The organism is Paenibacillus sp. J22FR5 (assembly GCF_059691975.1).
In genome coordinates this window covers 40,964-59,192 of sequence record NZ_JCAUAN010000033.1, presented here as the reverse complement: position 1 = coordinate 59,192, position 18,229 = coordinate 40,964, and the positions used below count along the sequence as shown (strand labels likewise).

The following is an 18,229-nucleotide window of genomic DNA, read 5'->3' as shown; positions in this document are numbered from 1 at the left end:
TTTGGTTAAAAGTAACGTTACTTTATATCTTATCATGGCGAAGGAGGGGCGTCCAACGGATCATGCGTGTATCAGCCGTTTACGCCCTCATTTTTGCTTGAAGTGTGCATTTCTTGAAATTCGCCAGGCGGCATTCCGAAATATTGCTTAAACATATGAGAGAAATGCTTCACGCTTAGATAGCCGACCCTTTCCGCAACATCATAGACTTTCTCTAAAGGTAAGGCCTTCAACTGCTTAGCCGCCTGCTCCATCCTTATTTTTGTGAGAAATTTGATATAAGGCTCGTTCATTTTTTTATGGAAAATGTTGCTCAAATAGCTGGAGGAAACACCGATTTTCTCAGCAATGAGCGCAAGGCTCAGCGGTTCTGAATAATGAGCATAAATATACTCCTTCGCTTGCGTAACAAGATCCTGATCGTTCAGAGGATCTGGGCTTGGTTGATTGCTCATTGACAGCTGCTTTACGATTTCTCTGAAAAGTGCCGCGGCTTCTTCCTTAAGAATATCATCTCTGGTGGAGAAGATGCAGCCCTTCAGCTTGTGTAAGGCAGCTTCTCTAAGTTCACTTAGTGTATCCGAGCGGATTCCGGCTATGCTGCGAATGAGGTGAACACCGAATTTCATCATGGAAGCATGGGTAGGGGGCTGTGGGATGAGACTCACATAGTTTTTAACGGCCATGAAGCAAGCCATGTCGTTGTTATCGAGCAGCCCGGACTTGATGGAAGCAATGGCTTTGTCCAACTCGCCGATGTCATTCAGGGCGCCACAGCTTTCCTTGTAGCTGAAAAATGATTGGGCAGGAAGAAGAAGCCGGGCTTTCATGATTTTACGTGCTTTCTGGTAGGAAGCGAATAGTTGAAGCACATCGCTTTCTGCAGAACCCGTGGCGCTGACAATGGTAATCCCCGTATTCTTCTGAATCTCGGTGTAGATTTTATCGTGCAGAAGACTGCATTTGTGCAGCAACTCCTCTTCGCTTTCACCAGAGATCAGCAGGACCGTGTTTTGATCATCGTCAAAAAACACGGTTTCAGCTCCAGCATCCTCAACAATCTCTGTGGTGACTTTATGTAAAATAAATCTGAAAATCGAAATATCACTTATCGGAACATCTCGTTCCAAAATTTTCTCTTGGTCCAAATCCACGATCATGATCATGGCTTCTGCTTCAATGAGATTGACCTTTAGGCGGTAAAATAAAGGATAAAGGGCTTTTATCTCCACGGCGCTGTCAGAAACAACCGCTTTCAGAAATTGTTTGACGACTTGCTGTTTGGTGTCTTCGGATACGTTCCGCATCGTCCGGTAAATGAGTTCCTCGCTCGTTTCTTTCTGGAGCTCAGCGGTTATCTTCGTAAACGTTGCAATTAACTCTTCTTTGACCAAAGGCTTTAATAAGTAACTGTGAACGCCATACCGAATGGCTTCTTTAGCAAATGAGAATTCGTCATGTCCGGATAAAATTACAACTTTCTGCTGTGGGAATTGTTCAGAAATCTTCTTGCACAACGCAATGCCATCCATCTCGGGCATTTTGATATCGGTAATAATAAGATCAAATCGTTGGTGGACCAGCAGCTCCCACGCCTCGTATCCATCGGCAGCCTCTGCGGTAACCGTCCATTGGTCATGAAGAAAGGGAATATTGGTCTTCAGATATTCCCTTGTCAGTGGTTCGTCTTCAACAATTAGCAAGTTGTACATAGCACGCCACCTTATTTAAAATAGGAGAATAAATTTGTTTCACACGATATTCGACAGCGTCTTTCTGGATTCCTTTGCAAAAGTCAGCACCTAAAAAGATCGCACCTTTACCTAAAAAAATCGGTGTCTAATTAGGCGATTTCGAAGCGGGCATGATCATTCTATTAGCCCAAAATATGATATATTGATAGAACAACTAGAATAGCTCGTAAGGTTCGAATTTACCCACTAAGACACTGAGGTGCTCTTCATGATCCCATATATTCGACCAAGAAAGTATAAGGATTGGAGTATTAAGTCAAAATTACTGATCATGACGGGTATGCTTATCCTCTGTTCGGTCATCGTGGTATCGCTGCTTTCTTATATTCAATATACAGGTGATTTTGAGAAACAATCAGCGGATAGTGTGCAGCAGATTATTGAGCAAGTATCGTTAAATATTGATTCTTATTTAGATGATTTATCTCGTTTGTCCGTTGCCCCTTATCGGAATCGAGAAGTGATGGCTGCCTTAGAAAAAAATACAGAAGGTTCTGAAATAGATACATTAGATAAAACGAGAACTATTGAGAGCTTTCTAGATGAGATCATGATCATACCTAGAAATGATATTCTGAACGTATTTGTGTTAACGGATAATATCTATGCTAGTGGTAAAGAACAGATTAATCTCAATACGACAATCGATTATAAAAATTTCGACTGGTATAGAAATGCTTACTCCACGCGTGAATCCATTTTCATTCCGACACATCTGCAGCAAATTATTAAGAACCCGAAGAGAAAAGTGTTTTCCATTGTCAGGCAGTTGAGAAGCACGAAGGATACGGAGAGAATTATCGGGGTCATTAAAGTAGACGCAAATTATAGCGGAATTGAGTCGATCTGTAACAAGGTTCGGATGGGGGATAGAGGTGGACTTTTTATTATCGATGGCAACCGAAATCTGATTTTCTCTAATATTTCAGAGGGAAATGAACAGGATTTCTATAACACTATTCACAGTCATGGGATCTCCAACACGAAAATCAAACAAGGCAACGAATCGTATTTGCTGAATGCCGTTCCCATTCCCCGTTCCAATTGGACGATTGTCGCGATAAATTCTGTATCCGAACTCAACAAGAACGCCTCCCAAACCCGGAATAAAGCCTACTTAATGGCCTTGTTCTCCTCACTGCTGGCTATCTTGGTTCTAATTTTTTTTATCAAAAGATTCTTAAATCCCTTGTTACACATTGTGAAATTGACAAAAGAGATCAATCGCGGTAATTTGTCCATCACGTTTCCTGAACTTAGAAATGACGAAATTGGCTATTTGAGCTCATCTTTTAATAAGATGATCCTTAGAATTAAGGATATGTTTGAACAAAACTCGCGACTTGTAGGCGAAGTCTATGAAGCGAATTTCCTGCAAAAAGAAGCCCAAATCACAACGTTATTTAATCAAATCCGTCCTCATTTTATATTTAACACCTTAAACATGATCAGTCTGCTCATGCAGAGCGGCAAACAAGAGCAAGCCGTGGATCATATCAATAAGTTAAGCAGCCTCTTAAGAAGCATGGCAACTTGGGATACTGAAATTACAGTTGGGCAGGAGATCAACTTGCTTCATGCTTATCTCAGTATTCAAAAAGGTCGTTTTGAAGGAAGGCTTACGTATGCCATTTCCATTGAGGAATCGTTATTTGATTATCAAATTCCTTCCTTTTTACTGCAGCCAGCAGTAGAAAACGCAGTTATTCACGGTTGCGAAAGGAAGAAAGGAATGACAAGCATCACCATCACAAGTAAGGTGGAAGATGAGCTGCTTTACTTTTATATTGAAGATGACGGCAAGGGTATGGACGCAACTGTGTTGGACAGGCTGAGGAGCAAGGTAGAGCAGCTGAATGTTCAGGATGTAGTGCTGGTTGATAGCCGTAAGTCTGGGACGGGTATTGGACTCGTCAACGTGAATAAACGCATAAAAATGAAATATGGCGCGATGTATGGGCTCACGATTGACAGTATTCCTGAGAAAGGGACGTGTGTAACGATTGCACTTCCTAGACATGATCCTGACATGAGATTGCTTTCTCATAAGGAATAGGATAGGGTTTGGGGGGAGCGCAGCTTACCCCAGTGCACGATGTTTTCCTTAACCGGTGAATATAAATAATTTTTCGCGTGAAGCAAACGCCGCTATCTCCTATTTGTCGGAGCTGGCGGCGTTTGAATTTTATAGGAGACGGTCGGAGTATTCGAGAAGATCAGCTTCGTCCCTAACGCCGAGAAAACCACGAGTAATGAGGTAGGCGTCGTTGAGTTAGTCGAAAAAATCGACTAATTCTTGAGAAGCAGTGGCAGTGGGTGTGAAGTTAGTCGGAACCACTCTTAACTATCAGTAGAAGGCATAAATCCAAGGCACATCTGATCAATAGAAGCGGTTAACCACCGCTATTTCACTCCTAAGTAGCCAATCCTTTAAAATAAGAGTGGTCAACCACTCTTAACTATAGGCATAAATTCAAGGCACATCTGATCAATAGAAGCGGTTAACCACCGCTATCCCACTCCTAAGTAGCCAATCCTTTAAAATAAGAGTGGTCGACTAATTCGTGAGAAGCAGTGGCAATGGGCGAGAAGTTAGTCGGTTATATTCAAAATAAACGCAACCGTCCAAGAAGGACGGTGCGTTTATTTTGGTCACATAAGAACCAGGTCTAGTACTTATTTTTGGGCTGAGAGCCAATTTGCTAATGCTTCGATGTCCTCCGGTTTCAAAGTGTCTTTGAAAGGGGGCATTTCGACCTTGCCGTTCATAATTTGCGCGACGATTTGATCCTTGGTCTTACGCGAACCGACTTTCGTCAGGTTCGGACCGTAATCTCCTGCTAAGCCTACGCCATGACAGACTAGGCAATTATCCTTGTACAGCAGCTCGGCTTTTGCACTGCTGCTGCCCGTGCTGCTTACCGTCGCCTGCGGCTTAACGGAAGGCGTCGGCGCCGGCGTCGGCGTGGCGCTTACCGGAGACGGCGTTGATGTCGGCTTCGGCGAGGAAGGCGTAGGTGACGCCGAAGCTTGTGGCTGCGGCGCTGCGCTGGCTACAGCTGCCGGGCTTGCCGTTGCCGTAGGCACAGGCGACGCCGAAGGCACGATCGTTGCCGACACCTGTGGAGTCGGCGATGCTGCCACCGCCGTTGCCACAGGTGACGGCGTGTTCATTACAGCGGCCGGCGAGCCTGTCGCCGGCCCGGCTTCTTTCGCGCTGCACCCCGTGGCAGCGAGTATGATCATGCCACAAATGCTTGCTTGCATCCATTTGTTCAAAGCTACCAACTCCTTAACGTGTATTCTAATTAAGGTAACGGAGCATAAACGATTTTGGTTTTCTTGGTGTATGCCAATTCTCCTAATTAGCATGACGCTATAGTGGATGGAAAGGAAATCGTCATCGGACCACACGGATGTGCTAGGATTTTGACGAGCTATCACAATGTTCAGGTTGGACCAGTCTCCGGTAGCTGCAGTTCCCGTACTGGAAAGTGTGGATAATGCCAGTCGATTTGGACGCAGCTGCGCTGTTCTTCAGGTCTGTTCCATACACGTACATCCCGAATTTAGGCGTTGCACCGGAAGCTGGCAATAATCCGCTTTTATTTTTTATACGGACATAGAGGTTGTTTGCGTCATTCGAAACGTACACCTTTGCGATATCTGTATCCGCAGACGTGGAGGCTGTATCAGCTTTCACATCTTGATAATAAGGAACATTGCTCCACTGCGACAGATCAGAGGACACGTTCGTTGTCACATTAATCGTTTTGTAAGCACCCACATTGACTTGTATAGGAAGCACACGAACATCGGATTTCCCTTCATAGGCAAGTGCGCCTAAGTCGAACCATGCGGCCGTAACAGGCTCAACGGCTGTGCTGATTAGCGGTTTTCCATCAAAGCATAAAAAACCGTACCATGATCATGAAAAAATGGTGTATTCAACGCCGCTCAGATCGAAGTAAGATTAAGCTGTAGCAACCAAACATCGCAAGCATAAAAGGGAGGAAGCAGCGTGATTAAAAAATCATTGTCGTTGGCTGCAGCCAGTGCGTTACTCGTATCCACATTAGGGGCATGCAGCAGTGGAAGTTCAACGCCTAGCAGTACGCCGGGGGCAAGTACGGCAGCAGCCACAGCAGCACCAACTCCAGCGCCGGCGAAAGAAAAAGTGAAGCTGAAATTTTTTACGGGCAAAGTAGAAACAGTTGAGTTAATGAATGATCTGATTAAGAAGTTTAACGCAGCAAATCCAGGAATTGAAGTTGAACAGGAATACCAGAAGGACGCGAGCAATGTCATTAAAGTTAAATTTGCCTCCGGAGATGTCCCTGATATCACCACGGTTGTTGAACAGGATTATATCGATCAGGGCAAATATTTAGATCTGTCGGGCGAGGCATTCTGGTCTAGAGTGTTACCATCCGTGAAAGAATTGTCCACCGATGTGAAGACAGGGAAGCAGTTCCGTGTAGCGACCAACGTTACAATGGCAGGTATTTTCTATAACAAGAAATTGTTTGGGGAGCTAGGCTTGAAGGAAGCGCTAACCTGGTCGGAATTCGAGTCCAATCTCAAAGCAATCAAAGCCAAGAAACCAGATATCACACCGATGTTCTTAGCTGGTAAAGATTCATGGACACTTGGACATTTGATTGAGTTTATGGCGCATGGTGTTGTGAAGCAGAAATACGGAGTGAACCCTGCACGTCTAGCTTTCATCAATAATGAGAAAGACAAATTGGCATTTGATGCGCCTAACGGCAGTATCGATACCTTTGCGGCAAGACTGCTCAAATTGAAAAGCGATGGTCTGATTAACAAAGACGCGCTGACAGCAACCTATGACAACCAAAAAGAATCGTTTGCTGCAGGCAAAACGGCTTTGATCTCTCAAGGCATGTGGGTACTCGGCGATTTACTCAAAATTAATCCAAATCTGAAGGACGATATCGGATTTAGCCCATTCCCGGCGCTGATTGACGGAACGAAGCCAGTGGTTATCTCGGCTGACGATTCCAGATATGCGATCACAGCAGATTCCAAACACAAACAAGAAGCCAAGCTTTTCTTAGACTTTCTCTTCAAACCTGAAAATCTGAAAACCTACAGTGAATTCTTGAAAACGCCTCCTTCCTTCACAGATGTGAGCGCAGACTGGGGTCCACTGAAGGATCAAGCGTCAGCTGCCTTGAAAACCGGTGTGAACATTGCATTCACAGATACACCTTCCGGGTTCTCCGGTGATGATGCGGGAAGAATGGTGCAGGAGCTGTTGGCAGGTAAATATAAAACATCCATCGACTTCGCCAAAGAGTACACAGCTACATGGGACAAAGCTTGGAACGCTACGAATAAAAAATAGCACATCAAACAAAGTCAGGTAATGTGGGGGAGAATTCACGGGAATCTAGGGTGAATTCTTCCCACATTAATCAGATAGGAGAGAACACACTTATGCTGCTTCGTAGAATTAGCACTCATTTGCATAAATTCATGGCACTGCCGGCCATTCTGTTGTTTACTTTCTTTTTCATATATCCCCTCACGCAGGGAATAGGCATCAGTTTAACCGACTCGAACGGAATCAAGGCAGCCACGTTCATCGGATTGGATAACTTTATCGCATTTTTTCATGATGATCGTGCCATGACTGATGTGAAGAACACAGTTCTATTCGCACTAGGGAGCGCTCCGCTGCTGAATCTTTTTGGCTTTTTGTATGCGTTACTGTTAGACCGTCAATTTAAAGGCAAGAGTATCGTTCGTACGATTGTCTATTTGCCTGCCGTAATTAGTCCGCTCATTATGGGCTATATCTGGTATTTCATTCTTCAACCTGAGCGGGGCTTTCTGTATCATGTGCTGAATCAGCTTCATCTTGGCTTTTTGAGTGGGGATTGGCTTGGTGACAGCTCTTCGGCTTTAAAAGTATTAGTTTTGGTCAACGTCTGGCAATATGTAGGCATCACGATGGTTGTCTACTTAGCTGGACTTCAATCGATCCCAAAGGAAATCTACGAACAAGGCAAAATAGACGGCGCTAGCTACCTCGCAACTTTGCGGTATATCACCATTCCCATGTTGTACCCTTCGATCAAAATCAATATCGTGACCAATATCATTGGCTCCCTCTCCGTATTTGACGTGATCATAGCACTCACGGACGGTGGACCAGGCTACAGTACGGAATCCTTAAGTATTTATATCCTGCGAATGTTATATGGCAGCTTTACGGGCTATTCGACAGCAGTGGCTCTCATTTTGTTCGCCATAATTATCATACCGGTCTATGTGTTTCTTCGAACAACCAAATCGAAAGAGTACGAAATGTGAGAGGGCAGTCCTATGAAATTAACCAACCATATTAGTAAATATGTAATCGTATTCATGATGGCTTTGCTTTCGATTATTCCTTTCTACGTCTTGTTATATTTAGCCTTGAATCCGCCATCGCGCACCATGTTTGATGGGATCAATCTCCTTCCGGATTTCCATTTCCAGAATTTTAGCAGTGCTTGGAAATCATCGAAGCTAGGCAACGCGATCATCAATTCTCTCATTATCACAGTGGGAGCGGTGCTCGCGATCGTTCTCGTATCTAGTACGGCGGGCTATTCAATCGCTAGGTTTAAAAACAAGTGGAACTCGGCGATCTATACGACGTTGCTGTTGTGTATGATGATTCCTGCAATTATCATTACGGTCCCCCTGTATACGTTGATGAAAAACATTCATGGAATTAACTCGCATTGGGCGATGATTTTACTGCTTGCAACCAATTCACTGCCTCTTGCCATCTTTCTGTACACCAGCTTCATCAAGGCGCTGCCACGAGAGGTAGAGGAGTCGGCTATCATGGACGGCTGTACGTATTTCTCGGCTTTTTGGCGAATCACCTTCCATTTCCTAAAGCCTGTGACCGCGTCTGTGGTCATTATTTCGGGCTTATCCATCTGGAATAACTATGGGCAGGCTGTATTTTTTCTGCAAAGTCAGTCCATGAGAACCGTACCGCTGGCGATCAACATGTTTTTCCAAAGCTATGGTGCACAATGGAACCTGATGGCAGCGGCAGCGGTTATTGGCGTATCGCCTGCGGTCATTACGTTTCTTATTTTCCAAAAGTATTTTATTAAGGGCATAACCGCAGGAGCGGTGAAAGGATGAACACAGTGAATCCAGCGCAGCCTTATATTCATGATACCTACCCGAAGAAGGCACAGTTTATTCGAAATGAGAGCATTACCATTGTCATTGAGATTGCCAATCCCACTGATGCATCTCTAATGCTCCATTTGGGCACCAACCTGACATTTTTACAGCAACAATTGGAGGTGTACACGAGAGATGTAGTGGCAAAGCCTTCTGGGATAACGATGATTGAACTGGCGATTGCCCCTAAGGATGCTGCGTGTAACGGCTACGGGGTGGATGTATTCCTCTATGAGAAGGGCGTTCTGATTGATGAGCACGCGACATCCTTCGATGTTGTTTCCAATTGGCGTAAATCCATCCGCTATGGATTTCTGAGTGATTTCTACACCTCAGAGGCGGGCGTTACGGCGGATGTAGACTATATCAACAAGCTGCATTTGAATGTTGTGCAATTTTACGACTGGATGTATAAGCATGACGATCTTATTCCGCCACAGGATGAATTTCGTGATTTAATGGGACGCGATCTCAGTATAGGAGTTGTGAAGGAAAAAATTGCGCTTTGCCATCAGTACGGCATGAAAGCGATGGCCTATGGTGCGGTGTATGCGGCGAATAAGGGATTCTACGAGAGGCATCCAGAATGGGCACTTTATGACAGCACGGGGAAAGTGCATACATTTATCGATATTTTCTACATCATGAATACCTCGCTGGAATCCCCATGGCACCAACATATTATTGGGGAGTATGTCAAAGCCGTCGAGCAGCTAGACTTTGACGGTATCCACATGGATACGTATGGATTTCCGAAAACGGCCATATCACGGCTGAACGATGTTGAGAAATTAGAGCGGCTGCAGGAGCATTTCCCGATATTGATCGATAACACGAGAAGGGCACTCGAACAGAGCAAGGATGATATTTGCCTCATATTCAACAATGTCGGCAATTGGCCTGTGGATACGGTCGGTTTGGCGGAGCAAAATGCGATCTATGTGGAGGTGTGGCATCCTTATGAGCGTTACCATCACATCCAGGGGATCATTTCTCGTGCGAAGCTGGTCAGTCAAGGGAAGCCAGTTATTCTGGCTGCTTATCTCAAGCCATTTAAGGAAGCTGCACCAGAGACAATTGAGCAAGCTAATGTGTCGGCGCTCCTCTTAACGGCCGTTATTACGGCTAACGGGGGCTCTCATCTCCTTCATGGGGAGAAGAATGGAGTGCTGACACAAGGTTATTATGTGGATCATACTACGCTGGAGGATCCGGCATTTATGAGGCAAATCCGAGATTATTATGATTTCATCATTCGCTATACCAATGTGCTGCATGATGATTCCTTGCGAGACGTTTCGATGACGCACACAGATGGCGATAATTTCGAATATATGTTCGAAGGTTTGGCACGCAGCTCCTACGGTGAAGCGGGGAAGGTTTGGACGATTATTAAAGAAAACGAGAGATATAAGACAGTTAACTTCATTAATTTGACTAATAATGATGATTTATGGAATGAAGGCAAGAACCTCCCCCTAACGCAAAAGGCATTTAAGGTAAGTATACTGCTAGATGGAGATGTAAAGTCTGTTTTTATGGCGTCGCCGGATAGCCATCTGGGACGTCCTCAGGAAGTGGACTATTCCATGCATACAGGGGAAAAAGGGAAGGTCCTGACGGTTACGATTCCGGAATTGCAGATCTGGGAATTGTTGGTAGTCGAGATGGAGGTGTAGATTGATGATCTATTGGCGAGATGGGGAACCTAGAGCTTTTATTTCAGCGGAAAAAGGGGCAAAACCGACTAAATCGGACAAATGCGCATCTACGTTCCGCCTCGGCGTCAATTGAGGTCTAAAAGAAAAGGGGCTGTTTCAAAAGAGCAATTTCTACTTCGGAGCGGCCCACTTTGAGTAGGGATAAGAGTGGTTGACCACTCTTATTTTAAAGGATTGGCTATTTAGGAGTGAAATAGCAGTGGTCAACCGCTTCTATTGATCAGATGTGCCCTGAATTTCCACCTTCTACTGATGTTTAAGAGTGGTTGACCACTCTTATTTTGGAATGATTGGCTACTTAGGAGTGAAATAGTGGTGGTTGACCGCTTCTATTGTGTATCTATGACCTAAAGGAGCACCTACTTTTGGCGCTTAGTGATGTTTCAACGTTATATTACATGCAGATTATTTCCGTGCCTCTGTATGGATGGTTTTCACGCTTTCAGCATATGTGTGAGTCTATCCCCTTAAACAAAAAGGCCGTCCCTAGAGGTTAATTTCACCTTTTGGGACAGCCTTTTGCCGTTACCCAGAGCTACACCGTAGCTCCGGTCAAATCAAGCCAGGCTAGCTCCTGCGCCGACAGCACAAGTTCTGCGCCGTCGCGGCAGGAGACCATCTCCGCCTCTGTGCGCGGACCGATGAGCGCGCACGCCGGGAACGGCTGGCTCAGCACATAAGCCAGCGCAATCTGGATCGCGCTGACGCCCTTCTCCTGACCGAGCTGCTGCGCCCGCTGTAGCCGCGTCCAATTCTCGTCGCTGTAGAAAACGCGGACGAGATCGGCATTGTCCCGGTTCTCCGTCGAGAACCGGCCGGTGAAGAAGCCGCGCGCCTGCGAAGACCAGGATAGCAGCGGAAACTGCTGCTCTTCGTACCAGCGCAAGGCCTCCGCATCTGCCGACACGCAGCCAGACCAGAAAGGCTCGTTGGGCTTTGCGAGACTAAGATTTGGCGAGCTGAAGCTAAAGCCTACAAGGCCATGTTGAGCGGCGTACTCGTTCGCTTCCTGCAGACGCTGATGGGTCCAGTTGGAGCCGCCAAAAGCGCGAATACGTCCTGCTTCCAGATGCTCATTCAGTGCTTCGACAATGATACCAACAGGTGTTGCAGGGTCATCACGATGCAGACCGTACAAATCGATGTAATCCGTACGCATCCGCTCAAGACTTGTCATCAGATCATGGCGAATCGCTTCAGGATTCACGCGAGGGCCATTCTGATCATGATGAGCGCCTTTGGTGAATAGCACCATTTCTTCTCTTTTACCCGTTTCCTCCAGCCAAATGCCTAAGGCTTGCTCGCTTTGCCCCCCGCAATAGATGTGAGCGGAATCAATCGTATTCCCTCCAATGGCTAGATAGTGGTGGAGAATTTCGCTAACTTCGTGACCATTGTTCAATGTGAAGAAATCTGATCCCATAACCAGTTTGGATACTGGTTTATCCAATCCTTTAATCTGAATGTGATTCATATCTTAATCCCCAGCCTCTCGATTACAATTATTGAATCTCAACACGTGAACGTTCTGTAGCCGATTTCAGACAAGCATCAATGACTTTCATATTAGAAATGGCATCTTGCGCAGGGAAGCGCTGGGCTTTCTCGCCCCAAGCGGCATACGCCAAATCGTCAACCTGCAGAGCATATTGGTTAAGGAAAGGCACTTTCTCCTCGCGCTGCTCGTTGCCAACATACACTTGGAAATGACCGGATTCTTCGGTAGGTGTAATAAAAGCCGAAGGAATTACGATCCGTCCCTTGGAGCCGAGAATCTCAAGCGTGTTTCGGAACGATGCCCACATGCCGCAATCGAAGGTGAGTGCCACATTGCCGCTGAATTCAACGAGTCCAGACATCATCATATCGACGTTATCATGTTCGGGGGAGAAGAAAGCATGCGTAGTGACTGCCTCAGGCTCACGTTCTAGAAGAAATCTAGCCGCACTCAGCGGATAGCAGCCTACGTCATAGACCGAGCCGCCGCCCCATTCACGGACGTAACGAACATTTTTGCTATCATCAGGGTTGCTGAAGGTGAATGTGCCGTGAATACCGCGAATATCTCCGATTTCACCGGATTGCATAATCACTTTGACACGCTCGTAGCGTGGGTGATGACGATACATAAACGCCTCGGCAAATAGAACACCAGCTTCTTCAGCTGCCGAAATCATTTCCCGGACCTCAGCTGTCGTCAAAGCAGCAGGCTTCTCACATAACACATGCTTACCTGCCTGAGCCGCGCGGATCGTCCACTCTTTATGTAGATGGTTTGGAAGGGGGATGTAGATCGCATCGATATCCGGATCCTCGATTAATTCTTCATAGCTTCCATAGGCCTTAGGGATCTCAAGTCGAGTGGCAACCTCTTGTGACTTTTCCAAGCTTCGGCTCGCGATTGCGCTTACAACACCCGTTTGTGATTGCCCAATTCCCGGAATACAGGCACGGATTGCAATATTCGCGCAGCCTAGAATTCCCCAACGTAGTTTAGTCATGACAGCAGTTCTCCTTTGTCTTGCGGAATGTGTAACGTTATATTGCTATTATAAAATGAGTTATTTAAAATGAATATAATAATATATTGAAGAGACTATCGTAATATTGTCATTAGAGATGAGGTGTGAACTTATGCAGCTTATGCATCGGCAAGTCATGTTACCTACCCTACAAAACTCGACTTATTTCATATTTCCTGAATCCGTAGGCTGGTACAGCAACCAAACGAATCACGATGTTGAGAGACCGGAAGGCCTATGGACGACGTATAGCTTGCATTTTATCATCTCAGGTAAGGGCTATGTAGAGATCGAGGGGCAGCAGTACACCTTGCAAAAGGGGGATGCTTTCTTATTTTTGCCTTATCAAGCGCAGCGCTACTACAGTTCCAAGGATGATCCGTGGGATATCCGTTGGGTACATTTTTATGGGGATCACATTAAGGAGTTTCTCTTGGAAAAAGGCTTCCTACGCAATCTATGGACGTTAAAAAGAAGTGCTGAACTTGAGAAAGCTTTCAATGAGCTGCTCTTAGAAGCAGAAGCACATCAAATTCTTCGTCCTACCCAGTTGAGCACGCTGAACTACATGATTTTGTGTGAGTTTATGAGCTATGCGACGCCATTAACAGTCAATCGAGGGACGGAATCGGTCGATCGGATTCTAGCCTTGCTGCCAACCATGCAGAGTAAAGCATGCGAACCTTTCAATCTCGAAGAGTGGGCGGAGCTCACGGGTGTGAGTACGTACTATTTTTGCAAAATATTTCGAAAAGCTACCTCGATGACGCCGTTGTCGTTCATCACGCTGTGCCGTATTCAATTCGCTAAGCAGCGCTTAATTGAGAAAGAAAATTGGCCGATTAAGGACATCGCGGTTGAAGCGGGCTATACCTCTGCGAGCTATTTCAATCAGCGGTTTCATGAGCATGAAGGGATGACGCCAAGTGAGTTTCGGAGCTTATATGTAAGAGGATTATTTAGCTAAATGAGCGAGTTTGAGGCTCGGTACTAGAAAAAGTTAGTACTTTTGGTAAGTGCGGCAGCACGGTACTCTAAGTCTGAAGAGACGATAAGGGGGGCTGTGCACATGCAAACAAAAGCGAGTACAATAACGAAATCAAAAGCGATAACGAAACCTTTCAAAACGAACTGGATTTTGCAAATGATTATCATAGTTTGGCTTGGTGTGTGGGGATGGTTAGCGATTACGCCGCATAGTCGAGGGGATTGGGTGCTTGAAAATTTATTGATCTGGGCAGCCCTGATTGGGCTGATCGCTACGTTTCGCGTTTTTGCATTTTCGAATCTATCCTATGGATTGTTTGCGAGCTTTCTGCTGCTGCATAGTGTCGGAGCCCACTTTTCCTACAATGGAACCTGGTTTGATCATTGGTTAAGTATCTTAGTTGGGTCAGAACGCGATAATTTCGATCGGCTCGTTCATCTGAGTTTCGGGCTTATGTGTGCCTATCCCATTTGTGAGGGATTGCGCGCCTGGACAACACTTGGGAGAAGATGGATTTATGGGATGACGTGTGTTATCGTTTTGGCTATGGGTGCTTTTTATGAGCTTATCGAGATGTGGGTGGCGAAGATCGTAGCCCCAGAGATGGGTACTCTATTTGTTGGTGCACAGGGGGATCCATGGGACGCCCAGCATGATATGGAGCTTGCGCTGTATGGTGCGATTATCGCCATGTGTGTGACAGCAATGTGGAATCGTTGGAAACTGAGGAACAAATCATAGAGATAATTGGGAGGCAGAGTTGCAAATGGCAAATGAGCGTACGAGTGCAAATACGAGTGCAAATGCAAATGTAGATAAGAAAAACGGTGTTTCTTATGTTTATATCGGTTCATACACGGATGAACAGCATCCGGTGGGGATTTCATTATATAGCTTTAATGGGCAAAATGGCGAGATGACACTGGTTGAAACGTACAGCGATTTGCCGAATGCCTCGTTTCTAGTGGTGAACAAGGACAAAACCGTCTTATACGCTGTGAGTGAAACAGAAACGTACGAGGGACGTTACGGCGGTTCGGCTGCAGCCTACGCAATTGAAGCGGGTACAGGTCGATTGAGCAAAATCAATCAACAGCCAGCAGACGGCTCTGCCCCTTGTTATATAAGCTTGGATGACACAAATCGCAGGGTGTATGTGGCGAATTATTTAAGCGGTGATGTGACCGTGTACCCCATAGAAGCGGGTGGCGGTTTAGGTGTACATACGCAGCTGGTTAAGCATGAAGGCGAGCTTGGACCTCAGGCGGATCGCCAAGAAGCGCCGCACGCGCACTCGATTGTTCCGTCACCGGACAATCGATTCACGGTCTCGGCCGATCTAGGCCTTGATCGGCTGGTCATTAGCCGCATTGACGCGGAGAGCGGTGACTTGCTGCTGCATAGTGCAGCAGCGCTGAAGCCGGGCGCGGGCCCGCGGCATTTGGTTTTTAACGCGGACAGTACGTACGTGTACGCGATCAATGAGCTGGATAGCACAGTGACTGTGCTGTCTTATGAGGCGGACGCGGGCAGCATGACCGCGGTGCAGACCTTGTCGACGCTGCCGGAGGACTTCAGCGGCGTGAGCTTCTGCGCGGACATCCACCTCTCCGAGGATGGCCGCTTCTTGTATGGATCAAACCGCGGACACGATAGTATCGCGGTTTATGCAGTTGACCGAGACAGCGGCACGCTGTCGGTCGTGGGTTGGCAGTCGACGCGGGGGCGGACGCCGCGGAACTTCGCGCTTTCGCCGCAGGACGAGTTCCTGCTCGCGGCGAATCAGGATTCGAACAGCATCGTTATCTTCCGCAGGAACGCGGAGACAGGGATGCTGCAAGAAACGGAGCAAACGGCAGCGGTATCGCGACCGGTATGCGTGAAGTTTCTTTAAGAGCGTTGAAAGTGTAACGGCAGGCGCTATTTCTGATAATGAAGGGGCAAGTATCCACTTGCCTCTTCATTTTTTATTTGGCCATAACAATGAAATCCTGCTGTAAGGATGAAATTCATTGCTATAGTAGTCGAAAAAGTAAAATCAAGCGCTGTAGTGATGAAAAACACACTTACAGCCGCTAAATCGCCTCAAAACGTCGAACCTCCCTGCATAGATGAAGTTCCCTCCTTAACAAAGTTCCGCCAAATTTAGTTGCACTTGCAACGTATTCGGCGTACACTAAATTAGTGGCAAGTGCAACGATTTAGTGTTTTTTTTGTAAATTACATGAAGGTTTACTAAGTTATTACAGAGTTCCTTTAAAATTTTTTAGTTAGTCAAGTTTCCATACATCAGACTGAAGGAGGGGTTACGATGATTGAAACGCGAAATTCGATTCCAAGGTGGGTCTCGCTGATTTACCGATATGGACAGATGTATATCGGTGACCACTTAAAGCAATATGACATCGGCAGGGGTCAGCATATTTTCCTCAATGCGTTGTATAAAGAGGACGGTTTGACGCAGGAAGAGCTGTCCGACTATTTGAAAATTGATAAAGGTACGACCGCGAAAGCATTAAAAAAGCTAGAAGAGCAAGGCTACATAACGCGCACCGTCAGCGAAAAAGATAAGAGATGCAATGAGGTTTTTTTGACGGATAAAGCACGGGGAATTAAAGAAGATGTTCGCAAAGTGCTCACCGACTGGCGTGAGCGATTGACGTTCGGCTTATCAGATGAAGAGAAACAGATGGCTTTAATTATTTTAGAAAAAATGGGTCATAATGCTGCTCACTTTGCAGAGGAAGAGGTAGACATATGAATATGAGGGCTGCTGGGTCCGTGTTCATTGATCGTCATTTCCATGCTCTAACCCACAAGAATTATCGGTATATGTGGTTTGGTCAATGTGTATCGCTCATAGGGACTTGGATGCAAAATATTGGGCAGTCCTGGCTCGTGCTAACCCTGACAGGGTCCTCACTTAAACTGGGGATCGTCGCTGCGTGTCAATTCCTCCCTATTCTGTTGTTTTCCTTGTTTGCCGGCATTATCGTGGATAAATTCCCAAAGAAGAAGATCCTTATTTTGACCCAAACGGTTTCAATGATTCTCGCCTTTGCTTTAGCAGCTCTTGTGCTGACAGATACGGTGAGATATGAATATATTCTTGTACTAGCGCTTCTACTAGGTCTGAATAACACGCTGGATATGCCAACCAGACAGGCATTTAATGTGGAAATCGTGGGTAAAGAAGATCTGATGAATGCGATCGCACTTAACTCTACGACGTTTAATATGGCAAGAATCGTTGGTCCATCGATTGGCGCTGTGATGATGGCTTGGTTAGGCGCAGGCTGGTGTTTCTTGCTCAATGGTGTCAGCTTTCTAGCTGTTCTCTATGGCTTATTTCATATTGAAGCTGCCCCCTATGTGCGTAAGCTGAGATCGAAGGAAGGTATCCTGAAGGAAATTAAGGACGGTATCATCTATATTGCCAAGGATCCGCTTCTGTCTCCAACTGTGCTGCTCGTAACTGTTATTGGTACGCTTGCCTTTAACTTTAATATTCTAATTCCCGTGTTTACGAAAAATGTCTTACATATGGGAGAGACGACCTACGGTACGTTGATGTCCTGTTTGGGCGTGGGATCGCTAGCGGGAGCACTCACGATGTCATTCCGGAGTAAAAAGGGGCCAAAACTTAAGGTGAGCATGCTTGCTAGTTGCATGGTTGCGATTTGTTTAATTCTAAATGGGTTGAGCGGTTCGGTTTGGGTGTGTGGGACACTGCTTGCGTGTACCGGTTTCTTTAACATTTTATTCGCTACAAATAGTAACTCCGCCTTGCAAATGTATGCCAAAGATGAGTATCGCGCGCGTGTCATGAGTGTGTATGCGCTTGTATTCGCGGGCTCTACACCGATTGGTAGCCTGTTCTCGGGATTCATTGCGGATCGATTTGGAGCAAACGGCGCATTTGTGGCTTGTGGGGTATTGACGGGGCTTCTCTGTTTGTTCATCACTTGGAAATATAAGTCGTCGCTGTCATCCAAATCTCTTAACGAGCAGGGAGCAGCTTGA

Annotated in this window: 15 protein-coding genes; 10 read left to right on the top strand and 5 right to left on the bottom strand. The window is 46.0% G+C overall.

Features of this window, described 5'->3' with window-relative positions; genetic code table 11:
• Positions 1-71: 71 nt before the first annotated feature.
• Positions 72-1,712 carry a response regulator gene (locus tag AC58P7_RS28015; RefSeq protein ID WP_497348896.1) on the bottom strand — a complete coding sequence of 547 codons (1,641 nt, stop codon included), beginning with the start codon at positions 1,710-1,712 and terminating at the stop codon, positions 72-74.
• Between the two features lie 313 nt (positions 1,713-2,025).
• Here AC58P7_RS28015 and AC58P7_RS28010 point away from each other — a divergent pair, with 313 nt between their 5' ends.
• Positions 2,026-3,810, top strand: coding sequence for a sensor histidine kinase (locus AC58P7_RS28010; protein WP_497348894.1), 1,785 nt, complete (start codon positions 2,026-2,028; stop codon positions 3,808-3,810).
• Between the two features lie 620 nt (positions 3,811-4,430).
• On the opposite strand, the gene AC58P7_RS28005 is transcribed toward AC58P7_RS28010, so the two are convergent.
• Entirely contained in the window at positions 4,431-5,033 is a 603-nt protein-coding gene (locus AC58P7_RS28005; protein ID WP_497348892.1) for a c-type cytochrome, read from the bottom strand.
• Between the two features lie 142 nt (positions 5,034-5,175).
• Complete coding sequence (locus AC58P7_RS28000; RefSeq protein WP_497348890.1) at positions 5,176-5,562, bottom strand: hypothetical protein; 387 nt, start codon at positions 5,560-5,562, stop codon at positions 5,176-5,178.
• Positions 5,563-5,775: 213 nt separating this feature from the next.
• On the opposite strand from AC58P7_RS28000, the gene AC58P7_RS27995 reads away from it, so the two are divergent.
• The 4 genes from AC58P7_RS27995 to AC58P7_RS27980 all read left to right on the top strand — a co-directional run bounded on the left by AC58P7_RS27995 (position 5,776) and on the right by AC58P7_RS27980 (position 10,654).
• Entirely contained in the window at positions 5,776-7,125 is a 1,350-nt protein-coding gene (locus AC58P7_RS27995) for an ABC transporter substrate-binding protein (RefSeq protein ID WP_497348888.1), read from the top strand.
• Positions 7,126-7,217: 92 nt separating this feature from the next.
• Positions 7,218-8,096, top strand: coding sequence for a carbohydrate ABC transporter permease (locus tag AC58P7_RS27990; protein WP_497348886.1), 879 nt, complete (start codon positions 7,218-7,220; stop codon positions 8,094-8,096).
• Positions 8,097-8,108: 12 nt separating this feature from the next.
• On the top strand, positions 8,109-8,930 hold the full coding sequence (locus AC58P7_RS27985) for a carbohydrate ABC transporter permease (protein ID WP_497348885.1): 822 nt from the start codon (positions 8,109-8,111) through the stop codon (positions 8,928-8,930).
• Entirely contained in the window at positions 8,927-10,654 is a 1,728-nt protein-coding gene (locus AC58P7_RS27980) for a glycoside hydrolase family 66 protein (protein WP_497348883.1), read from the top strand. Before AC58P7_RS27985 ends, AC58P7_RS27980 begins: the two co-directional genes overlap by 4 nt.
• Before the next feature lie 577 nt (positions 10,655-11,231).
• Here the strand turns inward: AC58P7_RS27980 and AC58P7_RS27975 are convergent.
• A complete protein-coding gene (locus tag AC58P7_RS27975) occupies positions 11,232-12,170 on the bottom strand; it encodes an aldo/keto reductase (protein ID WP_497348881.1) in 939 nt (312 codons plus the stop codon).
• 28 nt (positions 12,171-12,198) lie between these two features.
• Positions 12,199-13,197 carry a Gfo/Idh/MocA family protein gene (locus tag AC58P7_RS27970; RefSeq protein WP_497348879.1) on the bottom strand — a complete coding sequence of 333 codons (999 nt, stop codon included), beginning with the start codon at positions 13,195-13,197 and terminating at the stop codon, positions 12,199-12,201.
• 133 nt (positions 13,198-13,330) lie between these two features.
• Here AC58P7_RS27970 and AC58P7_RS27965 point away from each other — a divergent pair, with 133 nt between their 5' ends.
• From AC58P7_RS27965 to AC58P7_RS27945, 5 genes are all read left to right on the top strand, one after another.
• Complete coding sequence (locus tag AC58P7_RS27965) at positions 13,331-14,185, top strand: helix-turn-helix transcriptional regulator (protein WP_497348877.1); 855 nt, start codon at positions 13,331-13,333, stop codon at positions 14,183-14,185.
• A gap of 102 nt (positions 14,186-14,287) precedes the next feature.
• Entirely contained in the window at positions 14,288-14,947 is a 660-nt protein-coding gene (locus tag AC58P7_RS27960) for a DUF2238 domain-containing protein (protein WP_497348875.1), read from the top strand.
• Between the two features lie 25 nt (positions 14,948-14,972).
• On the top strand, positions 14,973-16,100 hold the full coding sequence (locus AC58P7_RS27955) for a lactonase family protein (RefSeq protein WP_497348873.1): 1,128 nt from the start codon (positions 14,973-14,975) through the stop codon (positions 16,098-16,100).
• Between the two features lie 417 nt (positions 16,101-16,517).
• The gene (locus tag AC58P7_RS27950; protein WP_497348871.1) at positions 16,518-16,967 is read left to right on the top strand and encodes a MarR family winged helix-turn-helix transcriptional regulator; all 450 of its coding nucleotides are present in this window, start codon (positions 16,518-16,520) and stop codon (positions 16,965-16,967) included.
• A complete protein-coding gene (locus AC58P7_RS27945; RefSeq protein WP_497348869.1) occupies positions 16,964-18,229 on the top strand; it encodes an MFS transporter in 1,266 nt (421 codons plus the stop codon). Before AC58P7_RS27950 ends, AC58P7_RS27945 begins: the two co-directional genes overlap by 4 nt.